The organism is Paraburkholderia oxyphila NBRC 105797 (assembly GCF_000685075.1).
In the GTDB taxonomy this organism is placed as follows: Bacteria; Pseudomonadota; Gammaproteobacteria; order Burkholderiales; family Burkholderiaceae; genus Paraburkholderia; species Paraburkholderia oxyphila.
In genome coordinates this window covers 18,499-34,623 of sequence record NZ_BAYD01000076.1, presented here as the reverse complement: position 1 = coordinate 34,623, position 16,125 = coordinate 18,499, and the positions used below count along the sequence as shown (strand labels likewise).

Genomic DNA, 16,125 nt, shown 5'->3' with positions numbered 1-16,125 from the left:
CGCCGCGGCCGCAGCGCGGCTTGTGCGCTTGCGTCAACCGGCCTTTGCTGCTGCAGCTGCGAGCACGATGGCGTTGAATGCGCCCGGCGCCTCCAGTTTCGGCATGTGGCCGATGCCATCGAGCGTATGCAGCGTCGAGTCGCGGCCGGCCATGTGCAGGGGCCGGGCATGCTCTTCAAGTGGAGCGATGCGGTCGAGGTTGCCGACAAGGACGGACATCGGCGCCTCGATCGACGCAACCACAGTGGGCGTGTAGGTGGAGAACAGCATGTCCACGGCGTGTTGCCATCCCGTCGGCGTTACGGCGTCTCTTAGCCTGGACACGTGCGCGCGAACCAGAGGCCCGGCACCCGGCGCGACCAGTGCGTCCACCACGGCGGCGCGCGCTTCGTCCGACTGCGCCGCGCCGCTTCGCATCAGGGCCTCTCGCGCCGCGCTCCGTTCCTCGCCGGATAGATGGCCCCGCGCTACATTGGGTGCGCTCAAGACGAGGGCATGCGTAGCCAGCGGATACTGCGCCGCGAACGTCGCCGCGATCACGCTGCCCCATGAGCTGCCTGCAACGGTTGCGCGTGCGATGCCCAGCTCGGTTAGCAGGGCCAGCAGCACCTGCGCATAGTCCGTGGCAGCGGGCGCGTCGATTGCGAACGGGCTGCTTTGCCCGAAACCTGGGGCGTCCCAGGCAATCACGCGATGCGTCTTGCTCAGTGCCGCGAACTGCGCGCGGTAGCCCGCCGAATTCGAGCCAATGCCGTGCAGCAGGACGATGGCGGGCGCGCGCGCGTCGCCCGCCGCGCGATACGTGATAACCCGTTGATCGGCCAGAGTGGGGAGGTCCAGTTGAATTTGCTCGATGGCGGGCAACGACGCTTCAAGCAGATGACGGTCAGATTCAAGCATGTGTAGATGGCTCATATTTCAGGCGCTTTTTCGAACGCCTCGATCGCTGGGCGTTCGGGGGCGGAAAGAAGGCTTGCGCTCACGAGAGGAGCATTGGCGACTCGCCGAATGCCGGCATGATTGACTCGCTAAACAGGCCGATACTGGTTCTCGCTTCCGACACGGACATGTCGCCAAACATGAACGTTCCGATCAGATAGTTGAACGCGCCTTGCTGCGCCTGTTCCAGCAGCTTTTCGCGGACCGTTTCGGGACGGCCGACCACGGCGAGGCCCGATTCCACGAGCGGCTCGAACGTCGGGGGAAGCTTTGCGTTGGCGGGCTGCGTGCCGTGCTTCTTCCAGAGCTTGAAAAAGTTCGGATAGAAGGTCGACCATGCGCGCGAGCCGATTGCCATGGCTTCCTGGTCCGTTTCGGCGACCACGATATAGCGGTTCACACCCATGAGCGGCTCGTGGGACAAGGGATGCCTTTTTGCGAACTCCTCGCGATAGCGGTCGGTAATCGACCTGACGCGTTGCACGGGGCCGCCGCAAACGATGTTCATCTTTTCCTGGGCGGGCCATACGGTCGAATCGGGCGATGCCAGCGCGTACCACGTCGGGGGCGGTGTCTGCAGCGGCTTGAGCTCGACTGGCACATCGCTGAATTGCCAGAACGTTCCCTGGTAGTCGAGGGTAGCCGAACTCAAATATCGCTTGATGATTTCGTATGATTCGGCGTACCTGGCCTGAGCGGTGGCCGAATCGATACCGAGCGCCTCGATTTCATGGGGCGACGCGCCCCGGCCCACGCCGTACTCCAGGCGGCCGTTGCTCAGATGGTCGAGCATGCAGATTTCTTCGGCAAGACGCACGGGATGGTGGACGGGCAGGATGTAGACCAGCGGCGACAGGCGCAGCCTCGTCGTGCGTTGCGCGGCGGCCGCAAGAAACACGTTTTGCGAAGGGCAGGCGCTCAGCGTGGTCGCATGGTGCTCCGACATGTGATAGCAATGGAAGCCAAGCTTGTCGTAAAGCTCGATGATTTGCAGCCTGTCTTCGTACTGCTTATGAATGGGCAGACCATTGCGGTCGTTTTGGTCAAAGATGCCGAACTTCATCGTTGTTCCAGTAAGGTGCAGGTGATCTTCGGGCGCGCGCTATCGGCCGACAAAAACGACCGGAGCCGGTTCGACTCCGCGAGCAAGGGCTTCTGCACGTGCCGTTCGCCCCTTGCGCGCGTCCTCAGTCCGGTGCAGCCCCATGGTGAGATCGAGGATCAGCGCATCGGCGCCGGGCACGCCGCCTGCCGACCATGCCTTCAGGAGCGCGCGAATCGCGCCATAGGAGCGCGTGGGGCCGTTGGAAAGCTTGATGGCGAGATCCTCGGCAACGTCCTCGACCTGCTCTTCGCCAACGACGAACGCCGCAACACCGAGCTGGCCCGCGGTGGTGCCAGACATGGGCTCACTCAGCATGGCGTAGCGCGCCGCGTAGGCACGGCCGGCGCGTTCCGCCAGGCGTTGCACGCCGCCTGCGACAGGCGCAGAGCCAACGGAGGCTTCGATGCACCGGAACGTGGCGTTTTCCGCAGCAACAATGAAGTCGCAGGCCAGCGCGAGCTCGAACGCGCCGCCGAATGCCGCGCCGCGCACGGCCGCAATCGTCGGAATCTGCAGCGCTTCGATGGAGCGGTAGGTGTAGTGCATCTGCGAGATGAACGTGCGCCACTCATCGAAATCCTTGTCGATGAAATCCAGCACGTCGCCGCCGCAGCTGAAGTTGGGACCCTCCGCGCGAATCAGCAGCGACCTGATATCGGCCTTGCTGGCTTCGCGCACGGCGCTTTCGAGGGCGTTGGCGAAGTCGGACGCTATGAGATTCGCGGGAGGATTGGCGAGGACGATATGACCCACGTTCTCGCGACGCTCGAAGGAGATGACGCTCATTGAAAGGAATCCTTAATAAATGATGAAAATGACGAAACCTTCATGTCTCCCAGCTTCACGCGGATCTATCGTTCAATAATATTGAATGCGTGCAGCATAGTTGTATGTTAGGGCGCGCAGATGAGTGTGTCAATCCATTCGGCGATGGGGGTTTGCCTGGTTTTGCCTGTCGATTGAGCGCACGCGCGAACGCCAGGCGCGCGCCGGCGGATTGGAACGTCGGGGGAGGAAGTCCCGCAGAGCCGCGGGCAAGGGAAGGAGGCTTGATGCAGCGCGCCGTGTCGAGCCTTGCTCGCACGGCGCAGTGTGGGGAGCTTACGCGCTGGACTTCGCGCGAGATGCCGGCCGTAGCGGCTTCTCGACGCCGAAAGGACGCGGCTGCGCTTTCGCGAGTTCCAGAGGCAGGGCCTTCTTGTTGAAGACGAGATCCTCGACGGCATTCCAGTAGCTCTCGACCACAGCGGGATCGGACGGAGAGATATTGGCCGTCGCCTGCATCTCGGGCCCAAAGCCGGAAAGCGTCGACGTCAGGCTGATCACCAGGTAATGGAACAGGATGGGTTCCATCCTGGGCAACGTGCCTTCATCCTGTGCCTCCTGAATCTGCGGCAGCAGCCAGTTGATGAGCGGCTTGAGCACAGAGTCGGCCACCCACTGCAGCCGCGCGCTATATCCGAGAAACTCCTGCAGCATGAAGCGATGAAACTCGGGATAGTCGACGGTGAAGCGGAAGAGCGCGCGATACACGAGCCGGACCCGCTCAGCGGCGCTGTCCGGGGGCGTCTCGTCCAGATAGACCTCCCACTGCGCGCGGATGCGCTCGAACACATGCTCCGCCACGGCCTGCCACAGAATATCCTTCGACCGATAGTGGTAAGTGATGAGCGGATGCTGCAAGCCGATCCGCTCGGAAATGCCGCGGATGCTCGCACCCTCATAGCCCTTCGCGGCGAACTCCGCAAGCGCCGCGTTCAGAATGGCGCAGCGCGTTTCCTGCGCGCGCTGCTGCTCGGCTCGCTTGAGATCCGTCGGCCGGCCCTTCCTGCCGGTGCTCTTGCTGGCGACTGCGCGTTGTACCATTTGCATTCCCGATAGTGAATTACCGCACCGGGCGCTCATCCCGACGGCGTTTGGGTTGCTGGCGGCCACCAATCAGGCGGGTCAGCGGAAAACTGTACAAAAGTATAATACAAACGAAAGCATGCGCCTGCGGTGAGCGTCTCGGCTCTCGGCGCAACACGGCTTTTAAATTTCACGAAAGTAAAATATAGTAAGGCCGCGAGACGGTTAACTGGGGATAGTCCTGAGCCGTCCACCCGTGAGGGGTACGCGCTCCGCAGCAGGGTTCGCGTGCCAATAACGTTTAGTCAAGCTGATTGAACGGCCGTTTTCCCATCGAGATGCCCAGCCCATGCCACGCCCCATTACCCTTACCGAAGTCGACGAGATCGCCGTGATCACGTTGAACAACGACGCTGAAGCCAATGCAATCGATCTGGCGTTCTGCGAAAGCATGCTGAACGCACTCGAAACGATCGGGGCGAGTGCGAAGCATCGCGTGGCCGTGATCCGTGCCTCCGGCCGAATCTTCTCGGCCGGAGGCAATCTCGCCCAGATTCTGGCCGGGTTGCAGCGGTCCGATACGTTTCTAGAAACCTTGATCAGCGAGCTTCACGCCGCCATTCTGGCGATCAGGCGCTTGCCCATTCCCGTAATCGCGAGCGTTCAGGGAGCTGCCGCGGGTGCGGGCTTCTCGCTGGCCATGGCGTGCGACTTTGCCGTGGCGTCCACTTCCGCCCGCTTCGTGGTCGGTTACGGAGCGCTCGGCACTTCCAGCGATGGCGGGCTCTCCTGGCATCTGACGCGGCGGCTGGGGCCGGCCCAGGCCCTCGAGCTGATGCTGGCGCGCGGCGCGCTGAGCGCGGACGAAGCCGCCGCGTTGCGCCTCGTGCAAGCGCTTGCTGAGCCGCACGCGCTCGAGGAAGACACGCTTGCGATGGCGCGCAAGGTGGCAGCCTTGCCGCCTGCCGCCGTTCGCGAGATGAAGCAGCTCGTTGGCCTGGCCGCGGGCGATGGCCTCGAGCAGCACCTCGAGAATGAGAAGCAGGCGTTTCTGCGGTGCGCCTCCACGAGCGAATTCGCCCGCCGCGTTGCAGCATTCGTTGGCCGATCGGATCGGCCAGCAACCTCGCCTTCCGCATGACGTTCTTGCATCCGGCGGAGCCGATCAGCCCCGCCGGACTGCGCAGCCGCTGCCTTTGAGTCGCTGGCGCGGCCGGCGCCGCTCACGCGCCATCGTGCCGCTCGCACGAAAGCGCGAAGGCGTGCTGCCTCCAGCGCGTTCGCGCTCCCTCACTCCATAAGCAAACTTTGCCCCGGCCCGATTCGTGCAGGCGCCGCGCTCCATAGACGTCCCACCGACGCCCCATAGGGATAGTCCCAGTCGAGCAATGCTGTACGACCGGAAAATATTTGGCTAATCTAAAGCTGTACGAACGGTAAAAATAAAAAGCAGACATTGCGGTGGCTGCCGACAATGTTCGGACGAAAGCGAACAAACGTTGGAGGAGACTGGAGATGAAGGGCTTGACGTGTGTGGTCGCTTCGCTCTGTGCCGTCTCGGCATCGGCGTATGCACAGAGCAGTGTGACGTTGTATGGAATCGTCGACGAAGGCATCACCTATACCTCCAATCAGAAGGGCCATTCGAACTGGCAACTTCAGAGCGGCGGAGCTTCGATCTCGCGTTGGGGGTTCAGAGGTGCAGAGGATCTGGGCGGCGGCATGAAAGCGGTCTTTGTTCTGGAAGATGGTTTTGACCCGTCCACCGGCAACATCGGCAACAACGGCGCGCTCTTTGGCCGGCAGGCGTACGTGGGGCTCACAAGCCGGTATGGGGCCCTGACGCTGGGGCGTCAATACGAGGAGATGGGCGACCTGCTTTCAAAGATCAATGCGGGGTTGAACTGGTCCGTCTACTTCGCCCACGCCGGCGACATCGACAATACGGCCGGGAGCAATCGCATTAACAATGCCGTCAAGTACGTCAGTCCTGTTGTCGCGGGCTTGTCCGTCGCGGGACTCTATAGCTTTGGCGGTCAGGCGGGACAGTTTTCCACCGATAGCGTGAAGTCATTCGGCCTGAGCTACGCTCGCGGGCCGCTGTATGCCGCCGCCGCGTACACCTATATCAAGAATCCCTATACCGCCGTCTTCAACAGCGTAGCACCGAACGCGGTGTCATTTGCCGCCTACGTGCCCAATGCACAAAGTCAGACGATCGCAGGCACGGGTGCGCAATACCGGTTCGGCAACGCGACGGTCGGCCTCGAGTACACCACGACGCGGTTCAAGAAAGCTTTCGAGGGCGGCGACGTTCGCTTCGACAACTACGAGGCGAACCTTGGCTACCAGTTAAAGCCCGATCTGCTGGCGGGTATCGTGTATGTGTACACCCACGGCAAGATCGATTCGACCAGTGAGTCCCCAATCTATCGGGCACTGGGCCTTTTCACCGATTACTACCTTTCCAAGCGAACCGACATTTACGCCGCTGCCGAGTGGATGAAGGCGGGCGGCTCGGCGACGCAAGCACAGATCACCTACGACACCGCTCCATCGAGCGGGCGCTCGCAGGGCATTCTTCGTGTGGGTTTGCGTCACAAATTTTAGTCAGGAGAACAGAGTCATGCCGCAGCAAAAAATTGATACGCACCAGCATTTCCTTCCGAAGCTCTATATCGATGCCGTTGGCCTCGACATCCTGAACGCCGCGATGCCAAACGGCGTCGCGCCAACGTGGTCTGAAGAGGCTGCGCTCGCGATGATGGATGAAAACGGCATCGACGTGGGCATTCTGTCGATCTCCTCCGGGCCGACGATTCCGGAAGCAGCCACGCTGCTCAGGAAATGCAACGATTTTGCGGCCGATCTGAGGGCGAAGCATCCGGCGCGCTTTGGCTCGTTTGCCAGCTTGCCGCTGCCGGATATCGACGCGGCTTTGAAGGAGGTGAGCTACAGCCTCGACGTGCTGAAGGTCGACGGCTTCATTCTCTTCACGAACTACGACGGCATGTATCTGGGGGACCCGCATTTCACGCCGCTATTCGAGGAGCTGAACCGGCGCGGCGCCGTGGTGTTCGTCCACCCGAATCAGCCGCCCCACGAGATACCGCGCGTTGCGCCGGCTTCGGTGCTCGAATATCCGTTCGAGACCACGCGCACCGCCACCAGCCTGATCATCTCGGGCGCGCTGCGCAAGTTCAGCAATGTCCGCTTCATTCTTTCGCATGCGGGCGGCACCTTGCCGTTCCTCGTGCCGCGTATTGCCCTTTCCATTTCCATGATGCCGGGCGCGATCGAGCGTGTGGGCGACCCGTACGAGGCGTTCAAATCGCTGTATTACGACACGGCGCTTTCGGGCGGAAAGGCGCCATTGAGCGCGCTCGCGCAAATCACGACGCCTGACCACATCTTGTTCGGAACCGACTTCCCGTTCGCTCCGACTGCGGCGATCCGGCAATTTGGCACGGCGCTCGACCACATCGAGATTCCCGGCATCGACATGGATAAGGTCTACGGAGAAAACGCCGCGCGCTTGCTGGGACGTTGAAGTTCGCTTTTTAAGGCCGCGCTTGCGGCGCGGCCACCAGGGTTTTTCGTGTTGCGTACTTTACGGTCGTGAAGTATAGTGAATCGACAGTCCGGGTCCCCCGGATTGCGCTGGTGAAGAGCCGGCGTGAAGTGCAACGTACACAGGCAGGTTTCGCAGGCGATGCGCACAGGGCTGCCTGCCTGAGCAGGACGTACCAACATCCGTGGAGGAGACATGATTGAGGAACGCGATGTCATCGTGACGATGCGGGATGGCACCCGCCTCGCCGTAGACGTCTATCGGCCGGATGGCGCCGGTCCGTACCCGGTGCTTTACGCTTCGGCGCTGCACAACAAGGACCTGCAGGGTCCGGACATTGCCGATGTGCTGCCGCCGCAGCCCGCGCACGCGCCGCTCTGGTTCGGGCCCGTGGAGGCAGGCGACAGCCGCCGCTTCGTCGCAAACGGCTACGTACACGTGATCGCGCAACCGCGTGGGTCCGCGAAATCGGAAGGCCACTACGGCGAAGAGAACACCGACCACTACGACATGATCGAGTGGATCACGCAGCAACCGTGGTCGAACGGCAAAGTCGGCATGGTGGGCATTTCGGGCTTTGCGGGCGAGCAGTGGCGCGCCGCTTCACAAGGGCACCCGGCGCTCAAGGCCATCTTCCCCTACGATGCCTGCAGCGCATACGGTGGCATGTTCGGCTTTCGCGACTTCAACCCCGGTGGCGTCGTCCATACGTTCCCGTACCTGCTCGATGTCTTCAGCACGGTGCACGAGCCGCGCGGCGTGCCGGGGCCGCTCCCCGACGAGCAGGAAGCGCTGTGGCGCGAGGCCATGCGCAACCCCGACTACAAGATGTACATCAACCTCTACAATATCCTGACACAGAAGGGTCAGAGAACGTGGGTGATGTATCACATCATGACCAACCCGTGGGAGCAGGACGGGACCGTCGAGCGCGCAGAGGCATTCTTCAAGTCGATCAAGGTGCCGTTCTATACGGGTTCTGGCGCCTATGCCTACACCTACAAGTTGCACTGGCTCGGCGCGCAGCATTACTTCCAGAACGTCAAGCAGCCGCGCAAGCTCCTTTTCACGGGACCCGCGCACCTGGAGCGCCCGTTCCATCAGTACCACGACGAAGTGATCCGCTGGTACGACTACTGGCTCAAGGGTATCGATACCGGCATCATGGACGAGCCGCCGGTGCGCTACTGGGCGATGGGTGCGAACGAGTGGCGCACGGGCACCGACTGGCCCTTGCCCGAGACGCAGTGGACCCCGTACTACCTGGGTAGCTGGGAGCAGCTCTCCACGGAGCCGCCGCGGCCGGCCGCGGAAGTCGGCAATGCGCTGCGCGAGCCCGACGTGTTCACGCAAATGCCGCTCAAGAAGACCTCGAAGGTCGAGCGTCTGCGCTACATGACCGATCCGCTTCCCCATGACGTGCTGGTCGCGGGCCCGATTTCGCTGACACTCTACGCGGAGCTCGACCAGCCCGACACGAACTGGATCGTCACGCTCAAGGATGTGGGCCCCGACGTCTCCGTCGTCACCGCGCGCGTGGGCGAACGCAATGTGCCGGATACGCTGCCGGAGCGCGAACTGACGCGTGGCTGGCTCAAGGCTTCTTATCGTGCGACGGATCCCGACCGGTCCAAGCCCGGTGAGCCGTTCCACAAGCTCACGAAGGATTCGATCGCGCCGGTTACGCCGGGCGAGATCGTGAAGTACGAGATCCAGATTCTGGCGACGGCCAACCAGTTCAAGGCGGGCCACCGCATTTGTGTCGAGATCAGCAGCCTCGATGTGCCGACCGGGACGGGCGCGATGACGGACGTCGAATACATTCCGTATCACGTGTGCAGCAGCAATACGGTCACGCACAAGATCTATCGCGATGCCGAGCGTCCCTCGCATCTGCTGCTCCCGATCATTCCGCTGAATCAATGAGGTTCCCTGATGAAAAGTATTCGTTTTGAGCGCGACGGCAAGGTGGGGAGCATCGTCCTGGCGAATCCCCCCTACAACCGGCTCGATCTGGAGTTTGCCCGCTGCCTGCGGGATGCCGTTCATGAAGCCAGCGAAAGCGATATCCGCGTGCTGGTCGTGCGGGCCGAAGGGCCCCACTTCAGTCTCGGCGGCGAAGTGCGCGAATGGCCGGGCAAGGATCTGAACTGGTTCCGCACCTTCGTGGCCGAAGTCAACACTTCATATCGTGCGATCGAGGCGCTGCGTATCCCGACGGTGGCGGTGGTGCAGGGCCTGGCGTTCGGCGGCGGCTTCGAGCTTGCCCTGAACTGCGACTTCATCGTGGCGGAGCCCGACACGGTATTCCGTTGCGTCGAGGTGACCACGGCAATGCTGCCCATCGCCGGTGCGCTGCAGCGCCTCGCCGAGCGCGTGGGGCGTGGCCGTGCCTCGCGGTTCGCCATGCTGGGCGAAGGCATTCCGGGCAGCGAGGCGGAACGTCTGGGCATCGTGACGCATCTCGCGGAGCCGGGAACGCTCGAGCGCGTCGCCAACGAGCTGGCCGCGCGTCTCGCCGACGGTCCTACGCTGTCGTACGCGGCCACACGCACGCTGCTCAAGGCGTGGTCGGGCGGCGGCGTGGCGGCTGCCGACTCGGCCATGCTCGATATCACCATGCCCCTTTACCTCACGGAAGACGCCACGCGCGGATTCGCCCACACGGCCAAGGCGTTCGACCGCGACGAGGAGCCCAGCGACATGGTTTTCTACGGGAAGTAGTGGCGTTTCACGTCAGCAAAGAGGACAGGGGCAGGTGTTATTCGGACTCGGGAATTGCACGGAATCGTTAGCATGTCAAATTATTTGAATGAATCGGGCGATGCGGATCTTCTGCCGCCGACGAGGGGAGAAGACGTCGCCCCGGTGGAGCAGTTCCGTATCGGCGGGCCTCGAGTCCGAAATGCACAGCTGCGGTGGAGGATCGCTTGATGAATACTTTAACCGGCCTTCCCGCGCTCATCCGCCCGGAGAACGGCGTTTCGTATGTGCGCGGTTCGACCGAGATTGCGTTGAGCGAATCGACGATCGGCCAGTTCTTGCGGGAAACGTCACGCAAGTTTCCCGCCCGGCAAGCCGTGGTCTTCCGGGAGCAAGGCGTGCGCTGGACGTGGCAGGAGTTCGACGAGCAGGTCGACCAGCTCGCGGCCGGGTTCCTGTCGCTGGGCATCAAGAAGGGCGACCGCGTGGGCATGTGGTCTCCCAATCGCGTCGAGTGGCTGATCACGCAATTCGCCACGGCGCGCATTGGTGCGGTGCTGGTCAACATCAATCCAGCTTATCGGGTCGCCGAGCTCGAATACGCGTTGCGCAAGGTCGGCTGCAAGGCGCTCGTCATGGCGCAGACGTTCAAGACATCGAACTATGTTTCGATGCTGCTCGAGGTCGCGCCGGAGCTGGCGTCCCAGCAGGCGGACGAGTTGCAGGCGGCGCGTCTGCCGGACCTGCGCGCGGTGATCTGCGTTGGTGTGCCGGATGTCTCCGGCATGATGGGGTTTGGGACCGTCATGGCGCGCGGGAAAGCCTTCCTGCAAGAGAAGGGCAACGTGCCGCTCCAGACCGTCGAGCGTACGTTGTCCGCCAACGACCCGATCAATGTCCAGTTCACGAGCGGGACGACCGGCAACCCGAAGGGGGCCACGCTGACGCACCGGAATATCGTCAACAACGGACGGTATGTGGCGATGGCGATGAAGCTTTCGGAGGCCGATTCGCTGTGTATTCCAGTCCCGCTCTACCACTGCTTCGGCATGGTGCTCGGCGTGCTCGCGTGTGTCTCGGCCGGCGCGCAGATGGTCTTTCCTGGAGAAGGATTCGACGCGCGCTCGACACTCGCGGCCGTGGCCGAGGAGCGCTGCACGGCGCTGCACGGCGTGCCGACGATGTTCATTGCGGAGCTGGGCCACCCGGATTTCGATACGTTCGATCTGAGCAGCCTGCGCACGGGCATCATGGCGGGCTCGCCGTGCCCCGTGGAAACGATGAATCACGTGGTGACGAAGATGCACATGCGCGAGGTGACCATCGCCTACGGCATGACGGAGACGAGCCCCGTCTCGTTCCAGAGTTCGACGACGGATCCGCTGGACAAGCGCACGACCACGGTCGGGCAGATCCAGCCCCATCTCGAAGTCAAGATCGTGGATACCTTCGGGAACATGGTCCCGGTTGGCGAAACCGGGGAGCTGTGCACGAAGGGCTACTCCGTCATGCTCGGCTACTGGGAAGACGAAGAAAAGACGCGCGAAAGCGTCGTCGATGGGTGGATGCATACGGGCGACCTCGCGACGATCGACGAGGATGGCTACTGCAATATCGTTGGGCGCCTCAAGGACATGGTGATTCGCGGGGGCGAGAACATCTATCCCCGCGAGGTTGAGGAGTATCTGTTCAGGCATCCGAAGATCCAGAACGTCCAGGTGTTCGGCGTGCCGGACAGCAAGAACGGCGAGGAGCTGTGCGCGTGGATCGTCCTTCACCCGGGCGAGGGCGCGACTGAAGAGGATATCCGGGACTTTTGCCGCGGGCAGATCGCCCACTACAAGATTCCGAAATACATCTGCTTCGTCGACGAGATGCCGATGACCGTGACAGGCAAGGTGCAAAAGTTCGCGATGCGCGAGCAGATGATCCGGTCGTTGAACCTGACCGAGCAGAAGACGGCCTGATTCTTCGGGTCTTGAGAGGAGACAACGGATGCAGGACCGATTCAGATAATCAGGCATGCATACGAATCTGTCGAATAGGTGATATGGAGGCATGGAATGTACGAAATAACCACGGATGTGCTGATCGTCGGAACCGGCCCGGCCGGATCGGCAAGCGCCGCGTTGCTCTCGACGTACGGCATCGACAATATGGTGGTCAACCAGTATCGCTGGCTGGCCAATACCCCGCGCGCGCACATCACGAACCTGCGCACGATGGAAGTGCTGCGCGATCTCGGCCAGCAGGTCGAGCAGGAGGCCTACCTCCACGCGACCAATGAAGATCTCATGGGCGGCACGGTGTTCTGCGAGAGCCTGACCGGCGAAGAGATCGGCCGCGTGCCGAGCTGGGGCCTGCATCCGCGCTCGCGAGCCGAGCGTCAACTGTCGAGCCCGGCGAAGATGAACGATCTGCCCCAGACCTTCATGGAGCCGCTCCTGTTCAAGACGGCTTGCTCGCGCGGCACCGAAGCGCGTATGAGCACCGAGTATCTGAGCCATACCCAGACCGACGAAGGCGTGATCACGCACTGCCGCGACCGGCTCTCGGGCGAGGAGTTCGTCGTCAAGTCGAAGTACCTGATTGGCGCCGACGGCGGCAACTCCAAAGTCGCGCAGAACGCCGGCCTGCCTTTCGAAGGCAAGATGGGCGTGCGAGGCTCGATGAACATCTGGTTCCGCGCGGACCTGTCCGAGCTCGTGGCGCACCGGCCGGCCGTGCTGTATCCGGTCATGCAGCCCGGCGCGGAAGTCGGCGGCATCGGCATGGGCCTCATCCGCATGGTCCGTCCGTGGAACGAGTGGCTGATCGTCTGGGGTTACGACATCGAGCAGCCCGCGCCCGTGATCGACCAGGCGAAGGCCACCGAAATCGCGCGCCAGCTCGTGGGCAAGCCCGATCTCGAGATCGAGCTGCTGGGCGCCAATACGTGGACCGTGAACAACATGTACGCGACCCGCATGCAGGACGGGCGTGTGTTCTGCATGGGCGACGCGACGCACCGGCACCCGCCGTCGGGCGGCCTCGGTTCCAATACGTCGATTCAGGACGCGTTCAACCTCTCGTGGAAACTGGCGCTGGTGCTCAAGGGGCAGGCTGGGCCGGAGCTGCTGGACTCCTATACGGTCGAACGCGCGCCGATCGCGAAGCAGATCGTCACGCGCGCGAACCAGTCGATTGCGGAGTTCGCTCCCCTCTATCACGCGCTGGGCATCGACGAGTCGAACGACGCCGCGGTGATGCAGGCGAACATGCACGCCCGCAGCCAGTCGACCAAGGAGGCCGAGAAGCAGCGCGAGGCCATTCGCGACGCGCTGGCGTTCAAGCAATATGAGCTCGACGCCCACGGCGTGGAGATGAACCAGCGCTATCGCTCCAGCGCGGTGTTCCAGGAAGGCGACGCCGAGCCCGAGTTCGAGCGCGACGCCGAATTGTTCTACCAGGCGACGACATGGCCCGGTGCGCGGCTGCCCCATGCGTGGGTGTTCGACTCGCGCGGACGCAAGGTCTCGACGCTCGACCTGGCGGGGCACGGCCGCTTCGTGCTGCTCACGGGCCTCGGCGGCGAGGCGTGGGTGGAGGCGGCCGCCCGGGTGGGCGAAGAGCTGGGGTTGAAGATCGACGTGCAGGTGGTCGGCCCGCGCCAGCGCTACGCCGACCATACCGGCGACTGGGCGCGCGTGCGTGAGATCTCGGACAGCGGCTGCGTACTGGTGCGCCCCGATCACCACGTGGCATGGCGTACCTTCGCACTGCAAAACGATCCGGAAGGCGAGCTTCGCACGGTGTTGCGGCGAGTGCTCTCGCGCTGAAGGTTGACGGTGGCCGTGCGTTGAAGCGCACCTCGCTGGGCGTTGGCGGTACCGCGCCCAGCGAGGCGATGCGTTCACACGCGCGAGCGTGCCAGCCAGCATTGAACAGGAAATAGGCCGTATGGATCGCTACACGCAAATGGAGTTCTTTGCGTTGACGGCCGACCTTGGCAGTCTGTCGAGGGCGGCGGAGCGGCTCGGCATCTCGAATGCCGCCGCGAGCCGCATGCTGAACGCGCTTGAAGACCGGCTCGGCGCGCGCCTCGTGGAGCGAACGACGCGCCGGCTATGGTTGACCGACGCAGGGCGCGAATACCAGCGGCGCTGCGCGTCGATCCTGGCGGACATCGCGGATGCGGATACGGCCGTAGGCGACATGACGGTGCAGCCGAGGGGCGTGTTGCGCGTGACGAGCTCGGTTTCTTTCGCTGTCGCCCATATCTCGCCCTGGTTGCCCGAATTCAATGAGCGCTATCCCGAGCTTTGCGTGCAGATCACGGCGGCAAATCGATATCCGAATTTCATCGAGGCGGGCATCGACTGCGCAATCCGCACGCGCGAACATGAAGGCGATTCGGGCATCACCGTGAGGCGTCTCGCGGATACGGGCCGCGTGCTGGCCGCGTCGCCGGCGTATGTCGCGCGATACGGCGCGCCGCAAACGCCGGAGGCCCTGGCCGATCACAAGCTGCTGGTTTATAGCTACGCGTCCAGCCCGTACCGGCTGCAGCTCAAGCGAGGCCGCGAGCGGCGCGACATCGCGATCAGCGCGGTCATGGAATCCAACGAAGGTCAGGTGATCTGCGCGGCGGGCCGGGCCGGACTCGGCATCGTCATTCAGCCGCTCTACATCGTTCACGACGATATCGTCGCCGGGCGCCTGATTCCTCTGCTGACCGACTGGGCGTTGCCGCCGCTGACCATCAACCTCGCGTATCAGAGCCGCCGCAACTTGCCCGCGAAGATTCGCGTGTTTGCGGACGCGTTGAGCGAACACATGAGGAGCCTGGACCGGGACAAACGCTGGAGCACGGCGCCAAAGCGTGAACTCGCCTTACCGAACGGGCAGGCCAGAGATGCGAGCTGACGGGCGCGGCGCATGCGGCTGCTACGACTTCCGGTTCAGGTCTTCGAATCCGGCGACCAGCGCGTCGAGCAGATGCCGGACGGCCGGCACCATGCCGCGGCGCGAAGGAAAGATCGCGTGCACGAGACCCGGTGTCGAGGCCAGCTCCGGCAGCAGGTGGATCAGCCGGCCGCTGCGCAGATCGGCGTCCACGAGCTCGCGCGGCACCATCGCGATGCCGATGCCTTGCAGCGCTGCGGTACGCAAGCTGGCGAGGTCGTCGGTCGCGAGGCGAGGCCGATGCGGCCAGGCGGTCGTGTGGCCGCGGGCGTCGACGAGGTTCCATGCAAAGCGCTCGCCGCTATTGGCCATGGCGAGCGTGGGCCATGCCTCGAGCGATTCGATCGAGCTGGGCGGCGAATACTGCGCCGCCAGTTCGGGACTGGCCACCAGAATCTGGACGGACAAGCCCAGTTGGCGCACCGCGAGATCGGTGTTTTCCAGCGGCGGGACCCGGACCCGAATCGCGAAGTCGAGGCCCTCTTCGACGACGTCCACGCGGCGGTTGGTGGCATCGACGAGCACCTGGACCTGGGGGTTGTCGCGCAGGTATCGGGTAATGATCGCGGTGATGCCGGAGCTCAGCAGTCCAACGGCGCAGCTGATCCGGATGGTGCCCTGCGGCTGCGAGCGCGTCTGGTCGACGATGTCCTTGGCCGCTTTCGATTCGGCCACGAGGGCGACGCAATGCTGGTGGAAACGCCGGCCGGTTTCCGTCAACGAGAGGCTGCGGCTGGTGCGATTGAGCAGGCGCACGCCCAACTCCTCTTCCAGCGCGCGAACGCGGCGGCTCAGTTTGGACGTCTGCAAACCAAGCGCGCGTGCCGCCGAAGTGAAGCTGCCATGGTCGACGACTTCCGCGAAAAGCCGGAGATCGTTGAGGTCGGTGATCTGGTTCATGGGCAGGGAGCGTGGGGTTTTAACGTTCTATCAGCGGCAATGATGCGTTGCGATTCAGGAGATAGGCGCACTCTCGTTGCAAATATAGTATGCCTCCACGGTTCACGCCATCGCT

At 63.2% G+C, this 16,125-nt stretch carries 13 protein-coding genes; 8 read left to right on the top strand and 5 right to left on the bottom strand.

The genetic code is table 11. From position 1 onward, the window contains the following. Positions 1-33: 33 nt before the first annotated feature. From BO1_RS56655 to BO1_RS34120, 4 genes are all read right to left on the bottom strand, one after another. On the bottom strand, positions 34-900 hold the full coding sequence (locus BO1_RS56655; RefSeq protein WP_052409706.1) for an alpha/beta fold hydrolase: 867 nt from the start codon (positions 898-900) through the stop codon (positions 34-36). Between the two features lie 79 nt (positions 901-979). Then, entirely contained in the window at positions 980-2,002 is a 1,023-nt protein-coding gene (locus BO1_RS53880; RefSeq protein ID WP_043287722.1) for an LLM class flavin-dependent oxidoreductase, read from the bottom strand. Between the two features lie 39 nt (positions 2,003-2,041). Further along, positions 2,042-2,830, bottom strand: a complete 789-nt coding sequence (locus tag BO1_RS34125; RefSeq protein WP_028221403.1) for an enoyl-CoA hydratase/isomerase family protein — start codon at positions 2,828-2,830, stop codon at positions 2,042-2,044. 315 nt (positions 2,831-3,145) lie between these two features. Continuing rightward, positions 3,146-3,910: a TetR/AcrR family transcriptional regulator gene (locus BO1_RS34120; RefSeq protein ID WP_028221402.1), complete on the bottom strand. Its 765-nt coding sequence runs from the start codon at positions 3,908-3,910 to the stop codon at positions 3,146-3,148. Positions 3,911-4,241: 331 nt separating this feature from the next. On the opposite strand from BO1_RS34120, the gene BO1_RS34115 reads away from it, so the two are divergent. The 8 genes from BO1_RS34115 (at position 4,242) to BO1_RS53870 (ending at position 15,071) form a co-directional block, all read left to right on the top strand. Continuing rightward, on the top strand, positions 4,242-5,033 hold the full coding sequence (locus BO1_RS34115; protein ID WP_052409705.1) for an enoyl-CoA hydratase/isomerase family protein: 792 nt from the start codon (positions 4,242-4,244) through the stop codon (positions 5,031-5,033). Between the two features lie 374 nt (positions 5,034-5,407). Beyond that, positions 5,408-6,502 (top strand): porin, encoded by a 1,095-nt coding sequence (locus BO1_RS34110; protein ID WP_028221400.1) that lies wholly within the window; start codon positions 5,408-5,410, stop codon positions 6,500-6,502. A gap of 16 nt (positions 6,503-6,518) precedes the next feature. Next, on the top strand, positions 6,519-7,442 hold the full coding sequence (locus tag BO1_RS53875) for an amidohydrolase family protein (RefSeq protein WP_052409704.1): 924 nt from the start codon (positions 6,519-6,521) through the stop codon (positions 7,440-7,442). 216 nt (positions 7,443-7,658) lie between these two features. After that, on the top strand, positions 7,659-9,389 hold the full coding sequence (locus BO1_RS34100) for a CocE/NonD family hydrolase (protein WP_028221399.1): 1,731 nt from the start codon (positions 7,659-7,661) through the stop codon (positions 9,387-9,389). Between the two features lie 9 nt (positions 9,390-9,398). Next, entirely contained in the window at positions 9,399-10,187 is a 789-nt protein-coding gene (locus tag BO1_RS34095; protein ID WP_028221398.1) for an enoyl-CoA hydratase/isomerase family protein, read from the top strand. Positions 10,188-10,396: 209 nt separating this feature from the next. Further along, positions 10,397-12,133, top strand: a complete 1,737-nt coding sequence (locus BO1_RS34090) for an AMP-binding protein (protein ID WP_028221397.1) — start codon at positions 10,397-10,399, stop codon at positions 12,131-12,133. Between the two features lie 96 nt (positions 12,134-12,229). Further along, on the top strand, positions 12,230-13,984 hold the full coding sequence (locus BO1_RS34085; protein ID WP_028221396.1) for an FAD-dependent oxidoreductase: 1,755 nt from the start codon (positions 12,230-12,232) through the stop codon (positions 13,982-13,984). 121 nt (positions 13,985-14,105) lie between these two features. Further along, positions 14,106-15,071: a LysR family transcriptional regulator gene (locus BO1_RS53870; protein ID WP_043287716.1), complete on the top strand. Its 966-nt coding sequence runs from the start codon at positions 14,106-14,108 to the stop codon at positions 15,069-15,071. A gap of 21 nt (positions 15,072-15,092) precedes the next feature. On the opposite strand, the gene BO1_RS34075 is transcribed toward BO1_RS53870, so the two are convergent. Then, positions 15,093-16,010 carry a LysR family transcriptional regulator gene (locus BO1_RS34075; RefSeq protein WP_028221395.1) on the bottom strand — a complete coding sequence of 306 codons (918 nt, stop codon included), beginning with the start codon at positions 16,008-16,010 and terminating at the stop codon, positions 15,093-15,095. Between the last annotated feature and the right edge of the window lie 115 nt (positions 16,011-16,125).

Bases quoted from the DNA above. Each gene is read 5' to 3' on its own strand.
- BO1_RS53880 (WP_043287722.1), bottom strand. From the start codon at position 2,002: ATGAAGTTCGGCATCTTTGACCAAAACGACCGCAATGGTCTGCCCATT.
- BO1_RS34095 (WP_028221398.1), top strand. From the start codon at position 9,399: ATGAAAAGTATTCGTTTTGAGCGCGACGGCAAGGTGGGGAGCATCGTC.
- BO1_RS53870 (WP_043287716.1), top strand. From the start codon at position 14,106: ATGGATCGCTACACGCAAATGGAGTTCTTTGCGTTGACGGCCGACCTT.
- BO1_RS34085 (WP_028221396.1), top strand. From the start codon at position 12,230: ATGTACGAAATAACCACGGATGTGCTGATCGTCGGAACCGGCCCGGCC.
- BO1_RS34090 (WP_028221397.1), top strand. From the start codon at position 10,397: ATGAATACTTTAACCGGCCTTCCCGCGCTCATCCGCCCGGAGAACGGC.
- BO1_RS34120 (WP_028221402.1), bottom strand. From the start codon at position 3,910: ATGGTACAACGCGCAGTCGCCAGCAAGAGCACCGGCAGGAAGGGCCGG.
- BO1_RS34075 (WP_028221395.1), bottom strand. From the start codon at position 16,010: ATGAACCAGATCACCGACCTCAACGATCTCCGGCTTTTCGCGGAAGTC.
- BO1_RS34110 (WP_028221400.1), top strand. From the start codon at position 5,408: ATGAAGGGCTTGACGTGTGTGGTCGCTTCGCTCTGTGCCGTCTCGGCA.
- BO1_RS34115 (WP_052409705.1), top strand. From the start codon at position 4,242: ATGCCACGCCCCATTACCCTTACCGAAGTCGACGAGATCGCCGTGATC.
- BO1_RS53875 (WP_052409704.1), top strand. From the start codon at position 6,519: ATGCCGCAGCAAAAAATTGATACGCACCAGCATTTCCTTCCGAAGCTC.
- BO1_RS34100 (WP_028221399.1), top strand. From the start codon at position 7,659: ATGATTGAGGAACGCGATGTCATCGTGACGATGCGGGATGGCACCCGC.
- BO1_RS56655 (WP_052409706.1), bottom strand. From the start codon at position 900: ATGCTTGAATCTGACCGTCATCTGCTTGAAGCGTCGTTGCCCGCCATC.
- BO1_RS34125 (WP_028221403.1), bottom strand. From the start codon at position 2,830: ATGAGCGTCATCTCCTTCGAGCGTCGCGAGAACGTGGGTCATATCGTC.